This window comes from Faecalibacter macacae, assembly GCF_003687725.1.
Lineage (GTDB): Bacteria > Bacteroidota > Bacteroidia > Flavobacteriales > Weeksellaceae > Empedobacter > Empedobacter macacae.
In genome coordinates, this window is the sequence record NZ_RDOJ01000014.1 from 11,135 (window position 1) to 31,243 (window position 20,109).

The window sequence follows — 20,109 nt, forward strand, 5'->3', positions numbered from 1 at the left end:
AATATAAGCAACTTGAAACCATCTCGTAAACATATACTTTTTCTTGCCTCTTGGTATCCAAGCCGTGTTTTTTTAGACAATGGCGATTTTATACAACGTCATGCCCAAACAGTTTCTATATTAAATGACGTTTCTGTTGTACATGCCATTAAAGATCCTGATTTAAAAGATAAAAACTTCGAAATATCCATTCGTGAACGAAATGGATTAAAGGAAGTGATTGTATACTTTAAACCTGCATTAATTTCTCCGTTTAATTTATTGAAGTTATTACAAGCATATTTGATAGGTATAAATCAAGTTGTTACATTTGATATCATCCATATAAATGTTGTTTATCCTGCAGGTTTAATCGGAATTTATTTAAAACATAAATATAAAAAGCCATTAATTTTAACAGAACATTGGACTGATTTACATGTAGAATATTTCAAAAATTTAGCAAAATATAAACAATTAGCTATCCGAAAAATATTAAATTTTGTAGATTTTGTTTTGCCCGTTTCTAATCATTTAGGAAAATCAATACAAAAAATTAACTCATCTCTAGAGTATGAAGTTATACCAAATGTTGTTGATTTCTCTAAATTCAAACCAATTTTTAAAAAGAGTAATTCTAAAATTACTTTTTTACACCTTTCTCACTTAGGTGATCAACAAAAAAATATAAATGGTATATTGAATGTTTCTAAACGATTAGCTAATAATGGTTTTATATTCGAATTACAAATTGGTGGAAACGGCGATTTAAAACCAATTGAAAAGTTTATCTCTGAAAACAATTTAGCTGAAACCGTTAAAACTTTTGGAAGATTAGAACATCACGAAGTGAACCAAAAAATGAACGAAGCAGATTGTTTTGTTCTATTTTCTCGCTACGAAAATCAACCTTGCGTACAAGCTGAATCTTTTGCAACTGGTTTACCTATTATTACTACAAATGTTGGCGGAATAAATGAATTTTTACCTGAAAATTTTGGAATTTTAATCGATTCTGAGAACGAAGATCAATTGTATCAAGCAATGATTGATGTGATTAAAGGTAAACAATTTGAACCTAAAAAGGAACTGACTGCTTACGCTAAAAAACATTTCGCTAAGGAAGAAATATCTAAGAAATTTGATGAAATATACAACAAGTTAATTCCTCCAACTGATGAATAGTTTTGTCAACTTTTTAAAAGATTTCTTCAAAAACAGAGGATTAATTGTGTTTTCTGCCTTTATAATTGAAAAATTAGTGATGTTAATCAACACGATTTTTATTGTAAAAATGATATCGCAAGAAGAATTTGGTCGTGTTACACTAATTGCATCTGTTTTAGCCTTTTTCGTTCCATTAAGTGGGTTCGGAACATTTTCGATGCTAATGAAATTTGGTTCTGAACAAAAAAGCGAAGAAGATAAACTACGATTAAGTCAAGAAATTTTCAGAAAAGGATTAAGAAATCAATTTATTTTAGCTTTAGGATTTATATTAATTTCGAGTATTTACACGCTAAAATTCGAGCATTTAACTTGGATTATTGCCATGTATGCCGTTCGATTAATTGGAGTTTTTCTTCAAGCACATCTTACAATCACACATAGAATTAATGGTAAAAACGAAAAATTCGCTACAATTAATATCATAGTCAATATCGTTGGCTTAATAGGAACTTTTATTTTAACTTACTTTTTTGGTGTAATTGGATACGTGATTTCGTTGGCAATTGCTCCATTTATTAGTTTGTTCTTTTACAATAAATCAATTGTTGAAAAATCTATACAAACTATTCAAAATCTAGATTGGAAAAAAATGTGGAGATATGGCTGGATGGAATCTATCGCTTATTTTTCATCAGAATTATTATTCTCAATCGATATTGCAATGATTGCTCTTTTTATGACTGATAAAGACATTTCCTTGTACAAAGTTGCTATCATTTTACCTTTGAATTTAATTTTCATTCCTTCTATGCTTTTCCAAACCGATATGCCCCGAATCATTCAAAACAGCAAAAACAAAGCATTTTTAAAACAATATATACTTAATTATTATCGCTTATTTATTCCACTTTCGATTGTAATTATTACAGGGAGTTATTTCCTAAAAGATTGGTTGATTAAATTATTTTTTAACGAAACTTATCTCCAAGGAAGTAAAGTCTTTTTTATATCAACTTTAGCCGTTGTTGCAACAATGTTGACACGAGTTGTTTTCATTAACTTAAATAGTGCTATTGGACAAGCAAATTGGAATGTTCGGATTTCTATTATTTCGATTATATTTTTGATTATTTTTGACTTAATTTTTATACCTAAATACGGTATTGAAGGTGCTGCTATAGGAATGATGCTTACTTTTACACTAATTGGTATTTATTCAGCCTATCTATTTTTAAATTATTTAAACACATTAAAATCCAATGAATAAATTAGAAAAATTAATCAAAGGAATACAAGTCTTAATAAATAAACCATCATTAATTAATATTCTTATTAATCAAAATGAAAATTGGAAAGAAAAGACTTCAGTACACTATCAAAAAGGATTTAATCAAGTTGATTTAAACCAATTATTCCCTGATTTTAATGGACATTTAGATACTGTAGCTTTTTTAGATGGTGGATCGATGATTACCGATTTGTTATTATTAAAAAATGCTTGTTTACAGTTCGAAAATTGTAAATATTTTGAGATTGGAACGTGGCGAGGAGAAAGTATTATCAATTTAGTAGACGTTGCAAAAGATTTAAACACTTTAGATTTAGGAAATGATGATTTCAAAACCTTTAATCTACCACAAGAATACGCTGACGCACATGGTTTTTTTATTAAAAATAATTCAAAAATAAAGCAATATTTAGGAGATTCTACACAATTTGATTATGCAGGTTTAAATCAGAAATTTGATGTTATTTTTATCGATGGAAATCACGAATATGATTTTGTAGTTTCAGACACTAAAAATGTATTTAAACATTTAGTACATGAAAATTCTATCGTTATTTGGCACGATTATGCTTTTTCACCAGAAAAAATTCGTTACGAAATATTAAATGCTATTTTAGAAGGCACTCCTTCTGAAAAACAAGAGTTTTTATATCATGTTGAAAATACCATGTGTGCGATTTACATTCCAAAAAGTTTTAATACTAAGCTAATGAAAACTTACGAAAATCCTCGTCGTACTTTTAATGTAGATATTCAACTTAACTCTTAGTAATAGAAGTCGCCGTTTTATTTACGAAATTTGAAAATTCAACATTATTTGGTTGAATCAATTTTCCGTTTTTTGTAAATATTATTTTAGCATTTTTTCCAAAAATTACTTTTGCTTGAGGTGCTAAAATTACAGGTTCGGAAATTGTCAATACAACATTATCTTCTAACTTTAGATTTGAATAAAATCGTTGTTTTTTAGACCAAATTTCACTTTTGTTAATGGAAAATGTATTTCCTAAAAATGAATCTTCTGTCACAAACTGAATTAAATTTGATTCGCGTAAATTTTTGTGTGCTTTTAAAACTTCGGTAGGCTGAAGATAATTTCTTGCATGCCCAGCAGCTTGCGACATAATACTATACTGACATTTATTTGCTCCATGATATTGATTATTATGTGATAAACCTAATGTATGTCCCAACTCGTGTGCAGTCCCAATTGCATCACCTAAATGCCAATTACGTGTCTCGCTCCACGAAGTTTTATGATCTATTGGCGCTTGATAACGATGCCACAAATACTTTAAATAACGATTAGGAATATTAACGCTAGAAGTACGTTCTAAATTTGTACTAGATGGAAATTGTGAAGCTTCAATCCCATTTAAGTGGAATCCTTTTCCTTTCGCTTTGTTCAGCTCATCAAAATTTCTCCCTTCCATAGTTAAATAAAGAAAAACACCTTTTGGAATTGACGGATCTGCTGCTAATTTTTTATCTAAATCACTTAAATACCAACTTTCAGACGGAGATAATCCATTGTATTTTTTTGCAGATAAATCTGCACCACTATTCATATAATTCCAAGCATAGGAATCTACCAATTCGATGTAATTAAATTTAAATCTTATTTTAGAATCTGGATAAAAATCCGTTCCTGTATAACAACCTGTTAAATCAGATGGATTTTTAAAATTATTCCAATAAGTATTCATTTTATCAAAATAATCTATCAATAATTGCTTTTCTTCTGTGTTTTTTAAGTCAAAATTTGTTTGACTTTTATTGTCTCTTCTTAAGACAATTACATTAACATTTAATGAAATTGGTTTTAAATCATTTGTAATCTTAAAATTCTCTATTGTAGAATTTTGTCCAGCTTGATTTATTATTTTGTTATTAGATTCTGATGAAATATTTCCATTTTGTTGATCTGGCATTGTTAAACCAATAGATTGATTTACAGCACATGAAACAAAACTTAAAAGAATTGAAAAATAAATGAATAACTTCATATTAGACTGTTTATCACTAATTTAATTAAAATATTATAATTTTTCTATTTCATTTATGCTCATTTTTGTCGAACGAAGTTCAATAAAATCTTCAACCGATTGAAACATCCAATCAATATCCTTTCCTTCCCCTTCATTATTTAAATAGACCTCAATTAATCCTTTGTTATTATTTAACCAAGGAACCATATAATAATCAAGCCCACCTTTGTATTTGTTTTCATGATTAAAATTATTACCCATTGTTGTCATTAAAGCTATCTCTCTTGCAGATAAATAGTATAATGGTATGGCTAAAACAAGAATCAAAAATAAAGTCTTAATCAATTGGTTTTTAGATGAAAAATCCGCAATTCCAAAACACAAAATGATAATATAACAGACATTAAAATTTAAGAAAAAGACATAATTATCACTGACCGCATAAATTGTCGAAAAACTAAATACCGGAATACAAATTATACCTAAATACAACAAAATATTGTTATTTAAAATTGTTTTAAAAGGAAGAAAAAATACCAATAAATTTAAAAACCAAAAATTATAAGCTAGGTAAAATATAGCTTTTGCAATATCGTTCAAATAAGCATAAATAGGCTTGTTATAGGTATCTGAAACCCAAGTTTGAGTTGATGATGATAAAACGTTTTTAATACTTTCTTGATTTAAAATCGGATAAATATATAAACAGCATAAAAATAAAATCGGAATGAAAATATAGAAAATACTACGTTTAAAATCTGTAGTTATTTTGTAATTAATAAAACAAAGAAAAACATAAGACGGAAGTAATAAAATCCCTTGAATATGGCTGAATAAACTTATACCTAAAATTATACCTGCATAAAAAAGATATTTACTTTTTTGTTCTTTAAAAAAACAAACCGAAAAGTAGATATAAGAAATAATCCACATCAATGAGAAAGTATAAACTTCAACATTTACTGTATTTTTCCAAAACGTAAAAGAAAAACCAAAAGCTAAAGTACCTAAAATAGCTGTGAATTGATCTTTAAAAATTTTTTCTATTGTCTTAAACAAAATTGCTAAAACTATAGCTGCACAAAAAATATTAACCCATCTTCCTATTTCAATAGGATCTATAAAGGGTAGTATTTTATAAACTAAAACAGTAAAATTTTGATATAAAAAATGCGTAATAGAATAAGTTTCCATGTTAAACTTATTGTTTTCTATATCTAAAATCTTCCCTAAAGAGTCACCAAATGTAATTTTGCTAAAGCTCGTAAATCTGTAAAGAATAATAAAAAAGGTGGTGATTAGAAGTAAGTAAATATTTTTCTTCATTATTAAAATTTAAGGTTCTGATATACTTTTAAATATCTATTTTCAGCTCTAAAACTTGAATTAAACTCATTCACTCCTCTGATTGAAGAGCCTTCAAAGTCTAAAATTAAGCCTTGATTTGTATTATTTTTAATCACATAATCTACGATAAACGTATTGAAGTTGATCGAATATCCATTCTTTTTAGCATTACACAATTGAATTAATCGATTACCCGAAACAATGTAAAAAGAACTTGCAATAACTTTTTTATTTTCTGAAATTGATATCGTTTTCCCAAGATTTCTATTCTGTATTTCAGTAACTAAAAGTTGTAATTTTTCGAGAGATAAATTATTTTCAATTTCTTGGTATTCTTCTTTTAAGATTTCAATAAAACTACGATCAATAGAAGATTCTTTCATAGAAAATCGTTTGTCTAAACCTTTTCTAATTTCTTGTTTTCTATTCTTTCTAATTTTAGAAATAAAGGCATCATACTCAAAAGTTAGAGGTAAAATTTGATTCAATTTTGAAGCATTTTCAATTTCAAAATCCAGAACATTTTGCTCGTTAAAACAATAATATCGAACAATTTTTCTTTGTAATTTTTTCTGAAATTTTAAAAATAATTCTGTTGAGATTTGAGTAGAATAAAACACTCCCAATTGCTGGCAATATATTGGTTGAGAAATAATTTTAACTCTAAATTTTTTCTGATAAGGCAAAGGCATTATCGCTTCGTAATCATTTAAAACGAAACAATCCCATTGCTGATTTGTTAAAACATCCAAATACCAATATTCAGCATAAATCCTATAGTTTACCGATTCAGCCAAACATCTTGAATATTTTTCAAGATCAATATCATTTCTTTTAAATCTTCTAATCATTAAAAATACTTTCGTAAACAACTTTCCAATCCGACCATTCTTCCTCAAAATTTGATTGATGAAACAACGTAATAAACGTTCCGTTTACATCTTTCGTAATTTGTTTTAATCTTTTCAACTCTAAGATTGCTTCTTCTGTTGTTAATTTCATATAATTTCTCAGCGTAACATCCATTGCTACAAAAGGATACGTTGTTAACAATGTTTGTTGATTTGTTGATAAATCAAACCATTTAAACGGTGTTGAAGTTCCGGCTCTAAAACCAGTTCTGTGCGCAAATCCTATTGTAAAATCTTCTTTAATTCCATTTATTAACAACTGTTGATAAGTAGAAGGAAAATTCAACTTTATAAAATGCTGTCGTGAAATTGTAACCTTTTTATTCAGAACATTTTCTAATCTTTTGATTTCTAAAGCTTGGGAGTGATTATTAAAATTCGAAAGATATGATGGATGAATTCCAACTTTAGCCCACTCAGTTGTTTCTCTAATTAAATTTGCTTGTTCCTTATTTTTCCAATTCAAATTTCGGTCAAATTCAGTTTTATCACCTAAAAGCCAAAAAAAGACAGTTTCAATATTATGCTTTTCAGCTAATTTTTTTAAATAATCAAATTTAGAATATGGATCAACTTCTCTATGATTTAAAACTCTCAATTGTTTTTTAAATTCTGAAAAATTTCCTTTCAATACTTTCTTACCAAGAGAACCCATAGTTTCATAAAAAGGTTTATTTAAATATTTCCAACTGAAATCAACATCGTGTGTATTGATTTGTCTAAATTCTCTTTTTTTAAATTGAAGTAATGGATATTTTTCAAGAATAATTTTCTGAATTTCTAAAGAAATTTGATCTACAATTGGCTTAGAATAATCTAAATCTGAACCTAAAAATCTATTGTGATTATCAAATTGATGTGGTTTCGAAATATATTCTTCATATCGACTCAACCAATAAAAACATTTCCCAACTTCTTTTAGATTATTATAATCAACATCATTTTGAATTCCGTTTTCAATTAAAACATCATCAACTTGAAAATTAATTTCATTATCAAAAAAATGATTCGAAAAATTAATTTTAGGCGAATTAGAGTTAAGAAAATCCTCTTTATTTGAAGTCAATTTAAAATCAATTCCAGAAAAATCACGCATTATAAAATCGAAAATATATTCAATTCTATTTGTAATTTGTTCTGTATAAATAAGGATAAATTGATTCAAAATCGTAGAAATTTGGTTCAAAAATAAAAGTAAACATAATTTACAATATTCCTTCAACTTCATTGGAATTAACCCTTCAAAAACCCAAATTAATATCTCTAAAATTATCGTAATTTTGTCGCATGTATTTAAAAGAACTTAAAGCAAGACAATTCAAGAATTTTGATGAAAAGGATTTCGAATTTTCACCAAAAATTAATGCATTTGTAGGACAAAATGGAAAGGGAAAAACCAACATTTTGGACGCAATCCATTATTTAGCTTTAAGCAAATCTTATTTGAATCATTCTGATGCGATGAATATCCAATTTGATTGTGATTATTTTACATTAGAAGGAACTTTTGATAAGGTTGAAAAAGAAGATATTATTTTTTGTTTAGTTCGATCTGGGCAAGCAAAACAATTGAAACGAAACTCAAAATCGTACGATCGTATTTCTGATCATATTGGACAATATCCGTTAGTTATGATTTCGCCTTACGATAGCGATTTAATCAAGGAAGGAAGTGAAGTTAGACGTAAGTTTTTAGACAATATTATTTCGCAATCAAATAAACAATATTTAGCCGATTTAATGCGATACAATAAAGTTTTGGTACAGCGAAATACATTACTTAAATACTTTGCTGCTAATAATACATTTGACGCTGTTACTTTAGAGATTTATGATGAAGAATTAATCCATTTAGGAAAGAAAATTCATGAAATACGTAAAGAATTTATAACAACATTTTTAGATGCATTTTTAAAATACTACAATGAAATTTCTGAAGGACGAGAAATTGTAAACATTGAGTATGTTTCTCAATTAAATGACGCGCCTTTTGAAGATGTTTTAAAACAAGCTTTGTTTAAAGATCGCTCAGCACAATACTCAACTGCCGGGATTCATAAAGACGATTTATTGTTTACGATCACGAATTATCCAATCAAAAAATTTGGTTCGCAAGGGCAGCAAAAATCATACTTGATTGCACTAAAATTAGCGCAATTAGATGTAATTAAAAGTGCTTTAAATCTTACACCCATCTTATTATTAGACGATATTTTTGATAAATTAGACGAACATCGCGTAACACAATTAATTAAATTGGTAAATGAAGAACGATTTGGTCAGATTTTTATCACCGATACACATTCAGACCGAACTGAAAATATCATTAAACAAATCAATACTGAAAGTAAAGTTTTCCGTTTATGAAAAAGTATCAAAAAAGACAAAATACTCAATCTATAGGTGATGCTTTTAGCCATTTTATGCGTGTAAATGGTAAGGAAGAATTGATGTGGGAAGTGAAAGCAGAAGAAGCATGGCGAACTGTAATGGGAAAGTTTTTTGAAAAATACACCGATAAAGTTGAAGTAAGACAACGTGTATTATATGTAAAAATAAATTCACCTGCTATGCGACATGAATTAACTTATGGTAAGTCTAAAATTATAGCAAATATTAACGAAGAAATTAAATCTGACTTCTTAATGGATGTCAAAATCTACTAATATTATCTTATGCCATTAATCGAAAACACAACCTATAAAGCCGAAGGTTTCTGGCGAAAAAATTCACATATTTCTACTATTCTTGGAACTAGATATAAGAAATATCCTGTACCGAATTATACTCGAGAAAAAATCATAACAGATGATGGAGATTTCTTGAATTTAGATTGGAGATTTCAGTTAAATAAAAAGAAGTTAGTTATCCTTTTTCATGGTTTAGAAGGTGATTCTAAAAGAACATATTTGAATAGTTGTTCTGATTATTTTTATGACAAAGGCTTTAATATTTTAGCCTGGAATCATCGTGGATGTGGCGGCGAAATCAACAATACCTTACGTTTATATCATCATGGTGTAATTGATGATGTAGACCGAATAATTAGTAAAGCAGTTGACGAAAAGTACGAGGAAATTTATTTAATTGGCTACTCTATGGGAGGTGCTTTAATCGTGAATTATTTGGGTGCTTATAATGTTCCAAAACAGGTAAAAGCAGCTAGTGTATTTTCAATACCAATTTCTTTAAAATCATGTTCAGATACGTTAAAAGTATTTCCTAATACGATTTATTTAAACAATTTTAGAAAAACATTAGTTCCGAAATTTGAAGAAAAAGCGAAACAATTTCCTGGAAAATTAAACGAAGAAATGATTCCTAAAATTAAATCTTTTGATGAAATTGACGAATATTTTACGGCTCCTTTACATGGGTATGAATCTAAAGAAGATTATTACTACAAAGCTAGTCCAGCTACTGTTTTAGATAATGTTAAGATTCCTACATTAATTGTAAATGCCCAAAATGATCCTTTTTTGGGTGAAGAATGTTATCCGAAAGAACGTTTTAAACAATATCCTCATATTTATTTTGAAGTTCCTAAGCATGGAGGACATTGTGCATTTCCTTTAAAAAACAATCCATTTTCTTGGTGTGAAATCCGAGCTTTTGAATTTTTAAATGATTATTAAGCTAAATTAATATAAAACAAAAATCCCCTCTGATGAGGGGATTTTTTTTATGATATAAAATAATGATTGATTAATAACCTGAAGTTTGAGTCATATTCGGGTTTCTATTTATAGTTCCTTGATCAATAGGTAATTGCCATTTATGACTTGATGGAGCTAATACTTGCCCAACAGGAGCCGCACCTAATCCATCAGCATAAAAACTATTTCCTGATCTTTTAACACCTTCTCTATATTCAGCAGGAACATTCACATTTTGTAATCTTTTTAAAGTGAACCATCTATCTCCTGTTTCAAAAGCCAATTCTTTTCGTCTTTCTAACAATATAGCATCAATAATAGCCGTTCCAATTTCACCACCTTGATAAGTAGTATATCGATTGTCTCTTAATTTATTTAAAGTAACTAAAGCCGCTGCCTGATTACCTGATAAATATTGTGCTTCAGCTAAATCTAAAATTGTTTCTTCAACTCTTAGGTAACGTCCATTATTTACTCCAGGAATATTCGTTGCTGGATTACCTAAAATATACTTATTAACAGCAATAGTTTGTCTACCATTTGCATTTGCAGGATTAAATAATTTAAAATTTGCAGCTATACGCTCTGGCTCTGTCTCTTGATTAAATAGTTCATAAAATCTTTTATCTACAGAATACTCCATATTAATATTAGCATCAGAAATACCTTGACTATAACTAACACCTATCGCTGGATCATTAGTTAATACAAATGGAATCTCAAATAAAACACCATTGCTATTAATTCCTTTCCACATGTTAGTTAATTGTCCACGAGTAACAGGATTTACTTGATTAACTACAGGCACTGCGTATTCAATAACTTTATTATAATCTCCAAGATATAAATATGTTCTAGCTAATAAAGCCTGAACAGTATTTACATTAATCCTATCTGTTCCATTACTTGTATTTAAGTTACTTAAAGCTTCTGTAAAATCTCTAATAATCTTATTGTACACAACCTGAATATTTTCTTCTCGTCCAGGGGTAGCAAATGGATCATAAGTATCAACATAAGGAATTCCTTGCGAAGCTAATGCATCTGCACTTTGTGTAGGAATTTTAGCATAAGTTCTTGCAACTTCTAAATGCACAAGTGCTCTTAATGCTAAAGCTTCACCTTTTATTTGATTTTTAAAAGAACCTTCTGATAAATTATCAATTTTTGCTAATATTAAATTAGCACGCATGATAATATTATATGAAGAGTTATATTTAGAAGTAGGCGTCATATTTCCATCATATTCCCATTCAGTAGATGCTAATCTATTAGCTTGACGACCATTTGTATTAAAAATTACATCATCTGCTAAAATATCTCCTAATACATTTATATCTGAAGACCCATTAGAAGCTGCGTAAAAACCTGATTGTTTAAAACCTTGATAAACTCCTAAAATAGCTCTAGTAAAGTCAGTTTGTGTTTGATAAAAATTCTCTACATCAGTACCTGTAGGAGAATCTTGCATTATATCATCATCACTACAACTATTAAATGATAATAATACTGTTAAAGCTAAAAATGTTATTTTAAATTTTTTCATTTTTTTTTGTTTTAGAAATTAACATTTAAACCTAATGAATAAGTTTGAGTATTTGGATAAGAAAATAATGAGTATGAATTTGCAATGAATCCTGCATTACCAGGAACAACATATCCACTACCTGCTGTACCTACAATTGGGTTTCCATGGAACTTAGTCCATAATGCTAAGTTTTGAATTTGAGCAAAAACCCTTACTCCTTTAATTCCTGTCCCTTTTAATAAGTCATCGAATGAATAACCTAAAGATAAACTTCTAAAGTTTAAATAATCAGATTTTTCTAAGAATTGTGTAGAATATCTAAATCCTGCAGAAGTAGGTCTTTGAAATTCAGACAGATCTCCTGGGTTTCTCCAATAATCATCCGCCTGTGTTGCTTTATTATTAGTAGTCGTTGGACTTGTTAATATCTGATATGTATTATTATACGTATATCCACCTGCACTAAAAACAAAATCAGCATTTAAATCAAAACCATAAAATCTAGCATTTAATCCAAATCCTCCTGTTAAAGTTGGCATTGGTGATTTTCCTAAAGCAACTGCATCATCAGCATTATATACTTCAGTTATATTCCCCTCTTTATCATAGTATTGAGCATTACCATTCTCTCTGTTGATTCCTGCAAATCTAACCATAAAGAACTGATAAGGCGACCCTCCATTAATATGTTTCATATCTTCAACTGCACCCGAAACTATTAATTCATCTAATCCGTTAAGATCATTAATTTTGTATTTCATTTTAGTTAAAGTACCATAAACTCCTAAACCAAAATCTTTTTTATTAATAATATCATAGTTTAACTCAACTTCAACACCACTAGAAACTAATTCTCCTGCATTAATAGTTGTCGTAAAAGATCCTGTTTCTCTAGGTAATTCTTTTGTAAATAAGAAATCTGTTCTGGTATCTTTAAAATAAGAAACATTACCTGTTAAGGTTCTATTAAGCAAAGCAAAATCTAACCCTACATTTAATTTTTTATTAATTTCCCATGTAGTATTAGGATTCGCAAGATTTAAAGAAGGAGATGCAATTCCTTGATTATTATACGTACCTGATAAGCCCATTAATGTTAAGTTTGAATATCTAGCTAAACCAGAATCATCACCTACTTCTCCGTAAGAAGCTTTTAACATTAAGCTATTAAAAAATTTACTTGTTTTCAGAAAGTCTTCTTTTGCTATATCCCAAGCTACAGATGCTCCCCAGAAAGTACCATATTTACTATCTAAACCTGCTAAAGACGTACCATCTCTTCTTATATAACCATCAACAAAATATTTTTTTGCATAATCATAATTAAGAGATCCTAAATATCCAAAACGAGTTACAGCCCAACGTGCAGTATTAGAAGTCTGCAACTTCGTAGTCGCTAAACTCTGAACATTTTGATGGTCATTAGGGTAACCTTGAGAACTTAATGAGATAGAATAACTACTTTCATTAATATACTCAGATGCAATAGTAGCTCTAAAATTATGACTATTAAATGATTTTATATAAGATAATTCATTTCTCCAGTTGTAATCAAAACGATCTAAACTTTGGTCATTTTTTGATCCTCCTGAACCTAAAATAGTCATTAAGTTCGATGAAGGTGCTGTAAAACTTTCTGATTGTAATCTTCTATAAGTAGCTCCAAACGTAGTTCTTGCAAATAAATTTTTAGCTAATTCATATTCAAAAAAAGCTGATCCATATAATCTAAAAGTTCTAGTTTCAGTATCACTATAATACATTTCATCTAATGCATTATATCCCATCGCATTAACTGATTGATTAAATGTAGGATCACCATTTGGCTTGTAAATAATCTCTCCATTACTATCTAATTTATAAACAGATGCATATGGTCTATTTTGTAATGCACTATAAAATGCATTTTGTCCATTATTTATATCTCTAGGTTCATCTAAACTTTGATAAGACCCATTAACATTAATACCATATTTCGCTCTATCAGATAATTTTGATGAAATATTTAATGTTGCTGTAATTCTATCTAAACCATTATAGTAATTAACAGCACCTGAATTCTTGTCATAGCCTAAAGAGAATGATTGAGAATCACCATCAATATTACTAGCCATATTAAAATAATGTGACATTGTTAATCCATTTTTAAAAAATGCATCGTTCCAGTCAGTATTAGTTTTGGCTAAATTTTCTATTTGTTCTGGTGTTCTTGATACTCCTCCAGCAACACCAGGAATAGAAGATAATCCATTTTGGTAATTAAGTAATTGTCTAGAATCCATAACATCCATATCATTCTGTTTCATCATTTCTGTGAAACCAATTCTAGATGAATATGAGAACGATTTTGAATTTCTCTTAGCTGTTTTAGTCTTGATAATTACAACACCGTTAGCACCTCTAGCACCATAAATAGCTAATTGAGATGCGTCTTTTAAAACAGTTACATCTTGGATATCTTGTGGATTGATTGTATTCATATCTGTAACAGACATGTAAGTCCCATCAACCACAAATAAAGGAGATTTATTTCCTCCTCCTAATCCCATTGCTCCTCGAATAGTAACATTAGAGGTAGCTCCTGGAGCTCCATTTTGAGCTTGAGATGTTAAACCTGATACTTTTCCTCCTAACATTTGGTCAACAGATAAAGTTGGGTTAAAATTCTCTAAACTTTCTCCAGAAACAATAGTTTGTCCTGATTTAGAAGGCGAATCGAATATACTCGTAATTACTACTTCATCTAAATCTACATTTTCTGAAGCTGATTTTAATACACCTAAATTGTTTGATGTAACAGTAAATTCTTTACCGTTGACAATTAATACATCACCAACTTTAGCATCGATATCGAATTTTCCGTTTTCATCAGTATAAACAACTTTATCAGTTCCTTTTACGATTACTTCTGCATCCATTTCTGGCAGATTATTCGCATCGTTAACTACACCTGTTACCTGAGCCATTGCTAGTCCTCCTAAACCTAGGAAAGCTACAAAGCTAAGGGAAGTTAATGTTCTCCTCATAGTCTAATTTTTATAACACTTTAGACAAAACTCTAACTTTTTTTTAAGAAAACCAAAATCTTAATTTTATTTTTTTGATTTTATACATTTTTAACACATTAAATACAATATTTGTCAAAAATCAATAAATAGAATATATATTTATTGATTTATCACTAATACTTAACATATATTAACTATAAAAATTTAACAATACACCTAAATTTAACGCATATATATACTGTTGTTTTAAAAAATCAATTAACCTTTTTTAACACAAGTAGAATCTACATCAAAAAAACTTTAACAAAATAGTAGAACCTCTTTATTCATAAGGGATACATGCATTTAATCATTTCTAAAAAACAATCAAAAACCAAAATATTAAACATAAAAAAAGCCCTCGAAAATCGAGGGCTTGGTATCTCTTAAATTACTAAATTTTAGTAACCTGGATTTTGTTCTACTGTTGGATTAGCAGAAATTTCAGCTAAAGGAATTGGTAAAGTATATTTATAACTTCCATTCTCTAAATTCTGAACCTCTACGATATCATCTGTTGCATTTCTATCCATTGATACACCTGCATCTACAGCTAAACGTTTTAAATCAATAAAACGGTGACCTTCTAACGCTAACTCTAATCTTCTTTCTTTTAAGATATCAGCTAAAGCTGCTTGAGTACCCGCATAAGTTGGTGTAGTTGCAGTTCCTAAATAGTTACGAGCAACTCTTACTGCTTGTACTAATTCGTTTGCTTTTGCTAAGTTTCCTAATCTAGCTTCAGCTTCTGCAGCGATAAAGTACATTTCAGATAATCTGAAAACTTTAATATCATTCTTTGTTGAGAAAGAAACTTTTCCTGGATATTTATCTATCACTAAAACATCTGTGTTTAACGGTGATGATGAAGTTTCGTAATTCTCATCAATTAAAGCAGTAGGATCTACGTATGATAAACGTCGAATATCACCTTCTGTTTCATTTAATAAATTGAATAAGTTACGTCCCCAAACCCACATTGGAACACCAGAGTAGTTAGAGCTGTTTGTATTGAAGTAAGATCCAATATTACCAGTTGGTCCTGCTCCTACACGTTGGAAAGCTGAAACAATTTCTCCACGATTAGTATCATTCCACATATTTCTGTAAGCGTTGAATGAACCAGCCGTTTTATAGAATTCTGCATTCCAAGCTTCAGTTCCGATTTCTTCCCCAGAAGCTTCGTTAGAAATTGGATTTGCTACTGTTAATTCTAATCCAGATTCGTTAATTACTTTGTTTGCATAAGTTTTTGCTAACTCGTAATTTCCTCTGTATAAATTATAGCGAGCGTTTAATGCATTAACGAAATCAATGTTTACTTTAAATTGATCTGCTCCAGCTCCTAAATTTGAAGCTGCGAAAGCTAAATCTGACTCAATTAAAGCAAAAATTTCAGCATTTTTTACACGAGGTAATTTAGTTTGTGTAGTAGGAACATCTGTTGATAAAATTACTCCTAACGCATTAGCATCTTTCATATCTGTAGAAAAATACACCGATAATTGTACGTAAGACCAAGCTCTTAATGCTCTAGCTTCTGCTAAAATTTGGTTGTATTTTTCAACTTCATTAGCTGCAGGAGTGATTTTTTCAGCCCCTTGTAATAAACGGTTTACTCTATTAATTAATTTATAGTGTTGTAACCATGTATTTTGAGTGTACTCTTCGTTGCTAGATAAGAAAAAGCGGTGTAATCCGTACTCTTGTCCTCCACTACGGTATCCTGGCTTAACCTCATCAGAAATTACTGCTGATAAGTAAATCTCGTTAGAAGGATCTGCTGAAGAATAAACATCACCATCTAAATACTTTTGTAAGTTAGAAACGCTTGTAAAAATTACAGCTTCATTTAACTCTCCTTCTTGTACAATATCTATGGCATCATTACAACTTGTCATGAAACTAGCTGAACCTAATAATGCACATAAAACGAAAGATTTTATTATATTTTTTTTCATTCTACTAAATTTTATAAACCAATATTAACACCTAAAGAAATTGTTTGAGGATTTGGATAAACCCCTAACGAATAATTTTGAACTGGTTCTGGATCGAAACCTTTCCAATCTGTCCAAGTCGCTAAGTTTTCTCCTGAAACGAAAACTCTAAAACTCTTAATTGGTAATTTTTCTAAATCTTTTTTAGATAATCCATATCCTAATGTGATATTTTTTAATCTAATAAAATCAGTTTTACTTAAGAATCTATCAGAACTTCCTTCAGTACCTAAGTTATAAGCTGTTACACTTGCAACATTAGTATCTCTGTTTTCTGGTGTCCAAGCATCTAATAAGTGATTAGATACATTGTATTGGTTAGCAGCAGAAGGATCCATTAACCAAGAGTAAATGTTGTCGTAAGACCATCCACCTGCTTGGAAAGAAAATAATACATCTAAGAAGAAACCTTTATAATCAGCATTTAATCCGAAACCTCCTGTCCATGGCGCAATAGAAGTTTTACCAGTTAAAACTCTATCGTCAGCAGTTGGTTCTTCAGTAATGTTACCGTTTCTATCAATATATTGTTGCTCTCCAGTTTCTTTATTAACCCCTACATATTTATATAAATGCCATTGATTCATCACACCACCAACAGCATTAACATTATCTCCTGTTAAATCTTGCACATTCATAAAAAGAATTTTATTTCTATTGTATGCTGCGTTAACAAAAGCAGATAAGTTAAACTCTTTGTCTCTTAAAATATTGAAACGTAATAAAGCCTCAGCACCTTTATTCTCCATTTCACCATTATTTCCTAAGATCGTATATTGACCTGTTACAGCAGAAATGTTGATGTTGTTGAATAAGTTCTTTGTCTTTTTGTAGTACGCATCTAACGAACCTGTTAAGAATCCATTGAAAAGATCAAAGTCTAAACCAACGTTAGTTTGTGTAACAGTTTCCCATTTTAAGTTTTCATTTGCTAATGCACCTAAAGTCATTGCTGGTAAACCTTGGTAACCTGTTCCTGTATTTCTGTATAATTGTCTTACTAATTGAGATCCTGTAAATAAAGGATTCATGTTATTAGCCGCAACTAATAAGTTTTGATTTCCTGTAATACCGTGAGAAGCTCTTAATTTTAACATACGAACACTAGTTCCTTGTAAAAATGCTTCTTTCTCTAAGTTCCAACGTGCAGAAACAGACCAGAAAGTTTCCCATTGATTTTCTTTTGAGAAACGGTAAGATCCATCACGACGAATAGTCGCTCCTAAACCGAAACGTCCATCGTAATCATAGTTCACTGTTCCGAAATATGCTAAAGTACCTGCATTAATTTTTTCTGCAGAAATAACTGGTGCATATTCGTTTGGACGAGCTGGGTTAAATGCTACCCAACCTTGCCCTGAACCTAATGTCCAGTTTGCTGGATTTAATCCATTTTGTTGTTGGTAATCGTAGATGTAATGTGCTTTTGTGTATTCGAAGAAAGCAGTAGCGTTTAAGCTGTGATCTCCAAATTTCTTATCAAACGTTACGTCTACAACATTATTAATTGTAACGTCTTTTGTGTTTTCGATACGATCAAAACCACCAAATTCGAAACCATTATTTGCTGCAACGTTTACAGATAAATATCCGTTTGGCGTACGAGCAAAGTTTCTTACAGACTCTTTGTAATCTACTCCTAAACGGTTTCCTACAGAAATATCATCTGTTAATTGGTAACGTGCATTAATTGTAGAGAATACAGAAGTTTCTGTGAAACGATTTACAATACCTCCATTAATTACATCCTGTAAGATGTGTGTATGAACGTATCTTCCTCCAATTTCATTGTACATTTCTCTACCATTAGCCCATCTATATGGATCTAAATTAGGCATTGCTAATAAATAACCAAATAATGGATTCTGAATAACGTTATTAGAAACACCGTCATTCGTTTCTTGATCTAATTGATGTCTTTTAGAGTATGATAACGCTACTTGAGCACCATACGTGAAACGACCATCTTCAGATTTACCGTTTAAAGTATTTCTAAAAGTTAAACGTTTAAAGTCTGTAGATTTTACATTTCCTTCACTCTCTAAGTATCCTAAAGATGAATATACGTTAACATTCTCACCTCCAAAACGTAATCCTAACGTGTGTTGTTGGTTAAATCCTACTGTATTGAAGAATTCTTTCTTCCAATCTGTATTTGTAGTCTGTGCAGCGATTTGTGCATCAGTCATGTTTGATAATCCAGCAGCTCTTTGAATATTTAAATTCTCCCAAGTGTTTGCTACACCATAGTGATCTTTAGGGAAAGTTGATAATGAAGTTAATCCACTATAATCAATCTGTAAACCAGAATTGTATTTTCCACCTTTTGTCGTAATAACAACAACACCATTTGCTCCACGGTTACCGTAGATAGAAGTTGCTTGTGCATCTTTTAATACAGAAATATTATCAATATCCTCTGAATTTAAATTTCTGAACTGTGTTGCAGAAGTTGCTACACCATCAATTACATATAATGGATCTGCAGATGCATTAATAGAATTGATACCACGAATTTTTACATTGATTTTACCAGAACCTGGTGATCCTGAAGCCGAGTTAATAGATAAACCTGGTGCTGTCCCTTGTAAAGAGTTTAACACACTAGAATTTGGTCTATTTGCTAAAGTTTCTGCTGAAACTGTTACTACTGCTTCATTTGATTTTGGTTTAGAAGCTGTTTTCCCATATCCTAAAACTACAACCTCTGCCAAAGCTTGTACTTCTTCTTGGTATTTTAATACTCCTAAATCATTACTTTTTACTGTAAATTCTTTTCCGTTAACTACTAAAACATCTCCTATTTTAGCATCAATATCGAATTTCCCATCCATATCTGTGTAAACAACAGTATTAGTTCCTTTTACTAAAACCTCTACATCAGATTCTGGAAAATTATCCGCATCATTAACTACACCTGTAACCTGAGCATAAGCTAAAGATCCTAATCCTAGGAAAGCTACTAAGCTCAATGATGTTAATTTTCTCCTCATTGTCTAATTTTTATAACACTAATTAGAACAAACTTCAAGGAAATTTTCGAGATTAAAAAGTAATTAATAAATAAATATTAATTTATCTAATTAAGACATTATTTACTTTTTTTTATCATAAATTAAGTTTTTTTAACCATTAAATGCAATATTATTCATCTTTTACAGTTTATTATACCCTTAATATTTAAACAAAACATTA

Annotated in this window: 14 protein-coding genes; 6 read left to right on the plus strand and 8 right to left on the minus strand. The window is 29.7% G+C overall.

What is annotated here, in order from left to right:
• The first annotated feature begins 12 nt into the window (after nucleotides 1–12).
• Genes EAH69_RS10195 through EAH69_RS10205 form a run of 3 tightly spaced genes read left to right on the plus strand, consistent with a single transcriptional unit; the run spans nucleotide 13 to nucleotide 3,206 of the window.
• Nucleotides 13–1,164 (plus strand): glycosyltransferase, encoded by a 1,152-nt coding sequence (locus tag EAH69_RS10195; protein ID WP_121935104.1) that lies wholly within the window; start codon nucleotides 13–15, stop codon nucleotides 1,162–1,164.
• The gene (locus EAH69_RS10200) at nucleotides 1,157–2,416 is read left to right on the plus strand and encodes an oligosaccharide flippase family protein (protein ID WP_121935105.1); all 1,260 of its coding nucleotides are present in this window, start codon (nucleotides 1,157–1,159) and stop codon (nucleotides 2,414–2,416) included. The genes EAH69_RS10195 and EAH69_RS10200 overlap by 8 nt, the downstream gene beginning before the upstream one ends.
• Nucleotides 2,409–3,206 (plus strand): class I SAM-dependent methyltransferase, encoded by a 798-nt coding sequence (locus tag EAH69_RS10205; protein ID WP_121935106.1) that lies wholly within the window; start codon nucleotides 2,409–2,411, stop codon nucleotides 3,204–3,206. Before EAH69_RS10200 ends, EAH69_RS10205 begins: the two co-directional genes overlap by 8 nt.
• On the opposite strand, the gene EAH69_RS10210 is transcribed toward EAH69_RS10205, so the two are convergent.
• The 4 genes from EAH69_RS10210 to EAH69_RS10225 are packed head-to-tail and all read right to left on the minus strand — an operon-like array spanning nucleotide 3,196 to nucleotide 7,848.
• Entirely contained in the window at nucleotides 3,196–4,443 is a 1,248-nt protein-coding gene (locus EAH69_RS10210; protein WP_121935107.1) for a hypothetical protein, read from the minus strand. The two genes, EAH69_RS10205 and EAH69_RS10210, sit on opposite strands and share 11 nt — an antisense overlap.
• A gap of 33 nt (nucleotides 4,444–4,476) precedes the next feature.
• Nucleotides 4,477–5,751 (minus strand): protein O-mannosyl-transferase family, encoded by a 1,275-nt coding sequence (locus tag EAH69_RS10215; protein ID WP_121935108.1) that lies wholly within the window; start codon nucleotides 5,749–5,751, stop codon nucleotides 4,477–4,479.
• Nucleotides 5,752–5,753: 2 nt separating this feature from the next.
• Complete coding sequence (locus EAH69_RS10220; protein ID WP_147439130.1) at nucleotides 5,754–6,623, minus strand: hypothetical protein; 870 nt, start codon at nucleotides 6,621–6,623, stop codon at nucleotides 5,754–5,756.
• Nucleotides 6,616–7,848, minus strand: a complete 1,233-nt coding sequence (locus EAH69_RS10225; protein ID WP_147439131.1) for a polysaccharide deacetylase family protein — start codon at nucleotides 7,846–7,848, stop codon at nucleotides 6,616–6,618. The genes EAH69_RS10220 and EAH69_RS10225 overlap by 8 nt, the downstream gene beginning before the upstream one ends.
• 122 nt (nucleotides 7,849–7,970) lie before the next feature.
• Between EAH69_RS10225 and recF the strand changes: the two genes are divergently transcribed.
• The 3 genes from recF to EAH69_RS10240 are packed head-to-tail and all read left to right on the plus strand — an operon-like array spanning nucleotide 7,971 to nucleotide 10,318.
• Nucleotides 7,971–9,050, plus strand: a complete 1,080-nt coding sequence (recF, locus tag EAH69_RS10230; protein WP_121935111.1) for a DNA replication/repair protein RecF — start codon at nucleotides 7,971–7,973, stop codon at nucleotides 9,048–9,050.
• The gene (locus tag EAH69_RS10235; protein ID WP_121935112.1) at nucleotides 9,047–9,349 is read left to right on the plus strand and encodes a DUF721 domain-containing protein; all 303 of its coding nucleotides are present in this window, start codon (nucleotides 9,047–9,049) and stop codon (nucleotides 9,347–9,349) included. Before recF ends, EAH69_RS10235 begins: the two co-directional genes overlap by 4 nt.
• Nucleotides 9,350–9,358: 9 nt before the next feature.
• Nucleotides 9,359–10,318 carry a YheT family hydrolase gene (locus EAH69_RS10240; RefSeq protein WP_121935113.1) on the plus strand — a complete coding sequence of 320 codons (960 nt, stop codon included), beginning with the start codon at nucleotides 9,359–9,361 and terminating at the stop codon, nucleotides 10,316–10,318.
• Between the two features lie 70 nt (nucleotides 10,319–10,388).
• Here the strand turns inward: EAH69_RS10240 and EAH69_RS10245 are convergent, their stop codons facing one another.
• The 4 genes from EAH69_RS10245 to EAH69_RS10260 form a co-directional block, all read right to left on the minus strand.
• Nucleotides 10,389–11,885 carry a RagB/SusD family nutrient uptake outer membrane protein gene (locus EAH69_RS10245; protein WP_121935114.1) on the minus strand — a complete coding sequence of 499 codons (1,497 nt, stop codon included), beginning with the start codon at nucleotides 11,883–11,885 and terminating at the stop codon, nucleotides 10,389–10,391.
• 11 nt (nucleotides 11,886–11,896) lie between these two features.
• Nucleotides 11,897–14,893, minus strand: coding sequence for a SusC/RagA family TonB-linked outer membrane protein (locus EAH69_RS10250; RefSeq protein ID WP_121935115.1), 2,997 nt, complete (start codon nucleotides 14,891–14,893; stop codon nucleotides 11,897–11,899).
• 422 nt (nucleotides 14,894–15,315) lie between these two features.
• Nucleotides 15,316–16,875, minus strand: a complete 1,560-nt coding sequence (locus EAH69_RS10255; RefSeq protein ID WP_121935116.1) for a RagB/SusD family nutrient uptake outer membrane protein — start codon at nucleotides 16,873–16,875, stop codon at nucleotides 15,316–15,318.
• Between the two features lie 11 nt (nucleotides 16,876–16,886).
• Nucleotides 16,887–19,907, minus strand: coding sequence for a SusC/RagA family TonB-linked outer membrane protein (locus EAH69_RS10260; protein WP_121935117.1), 3,021 nt, complete (start codon nucleotides 19,905–19,907; stop codon nucleotides 16,887–16,889).
• Nucleotides 19,908–20,109: the final 202 nt, after the last annotated feature.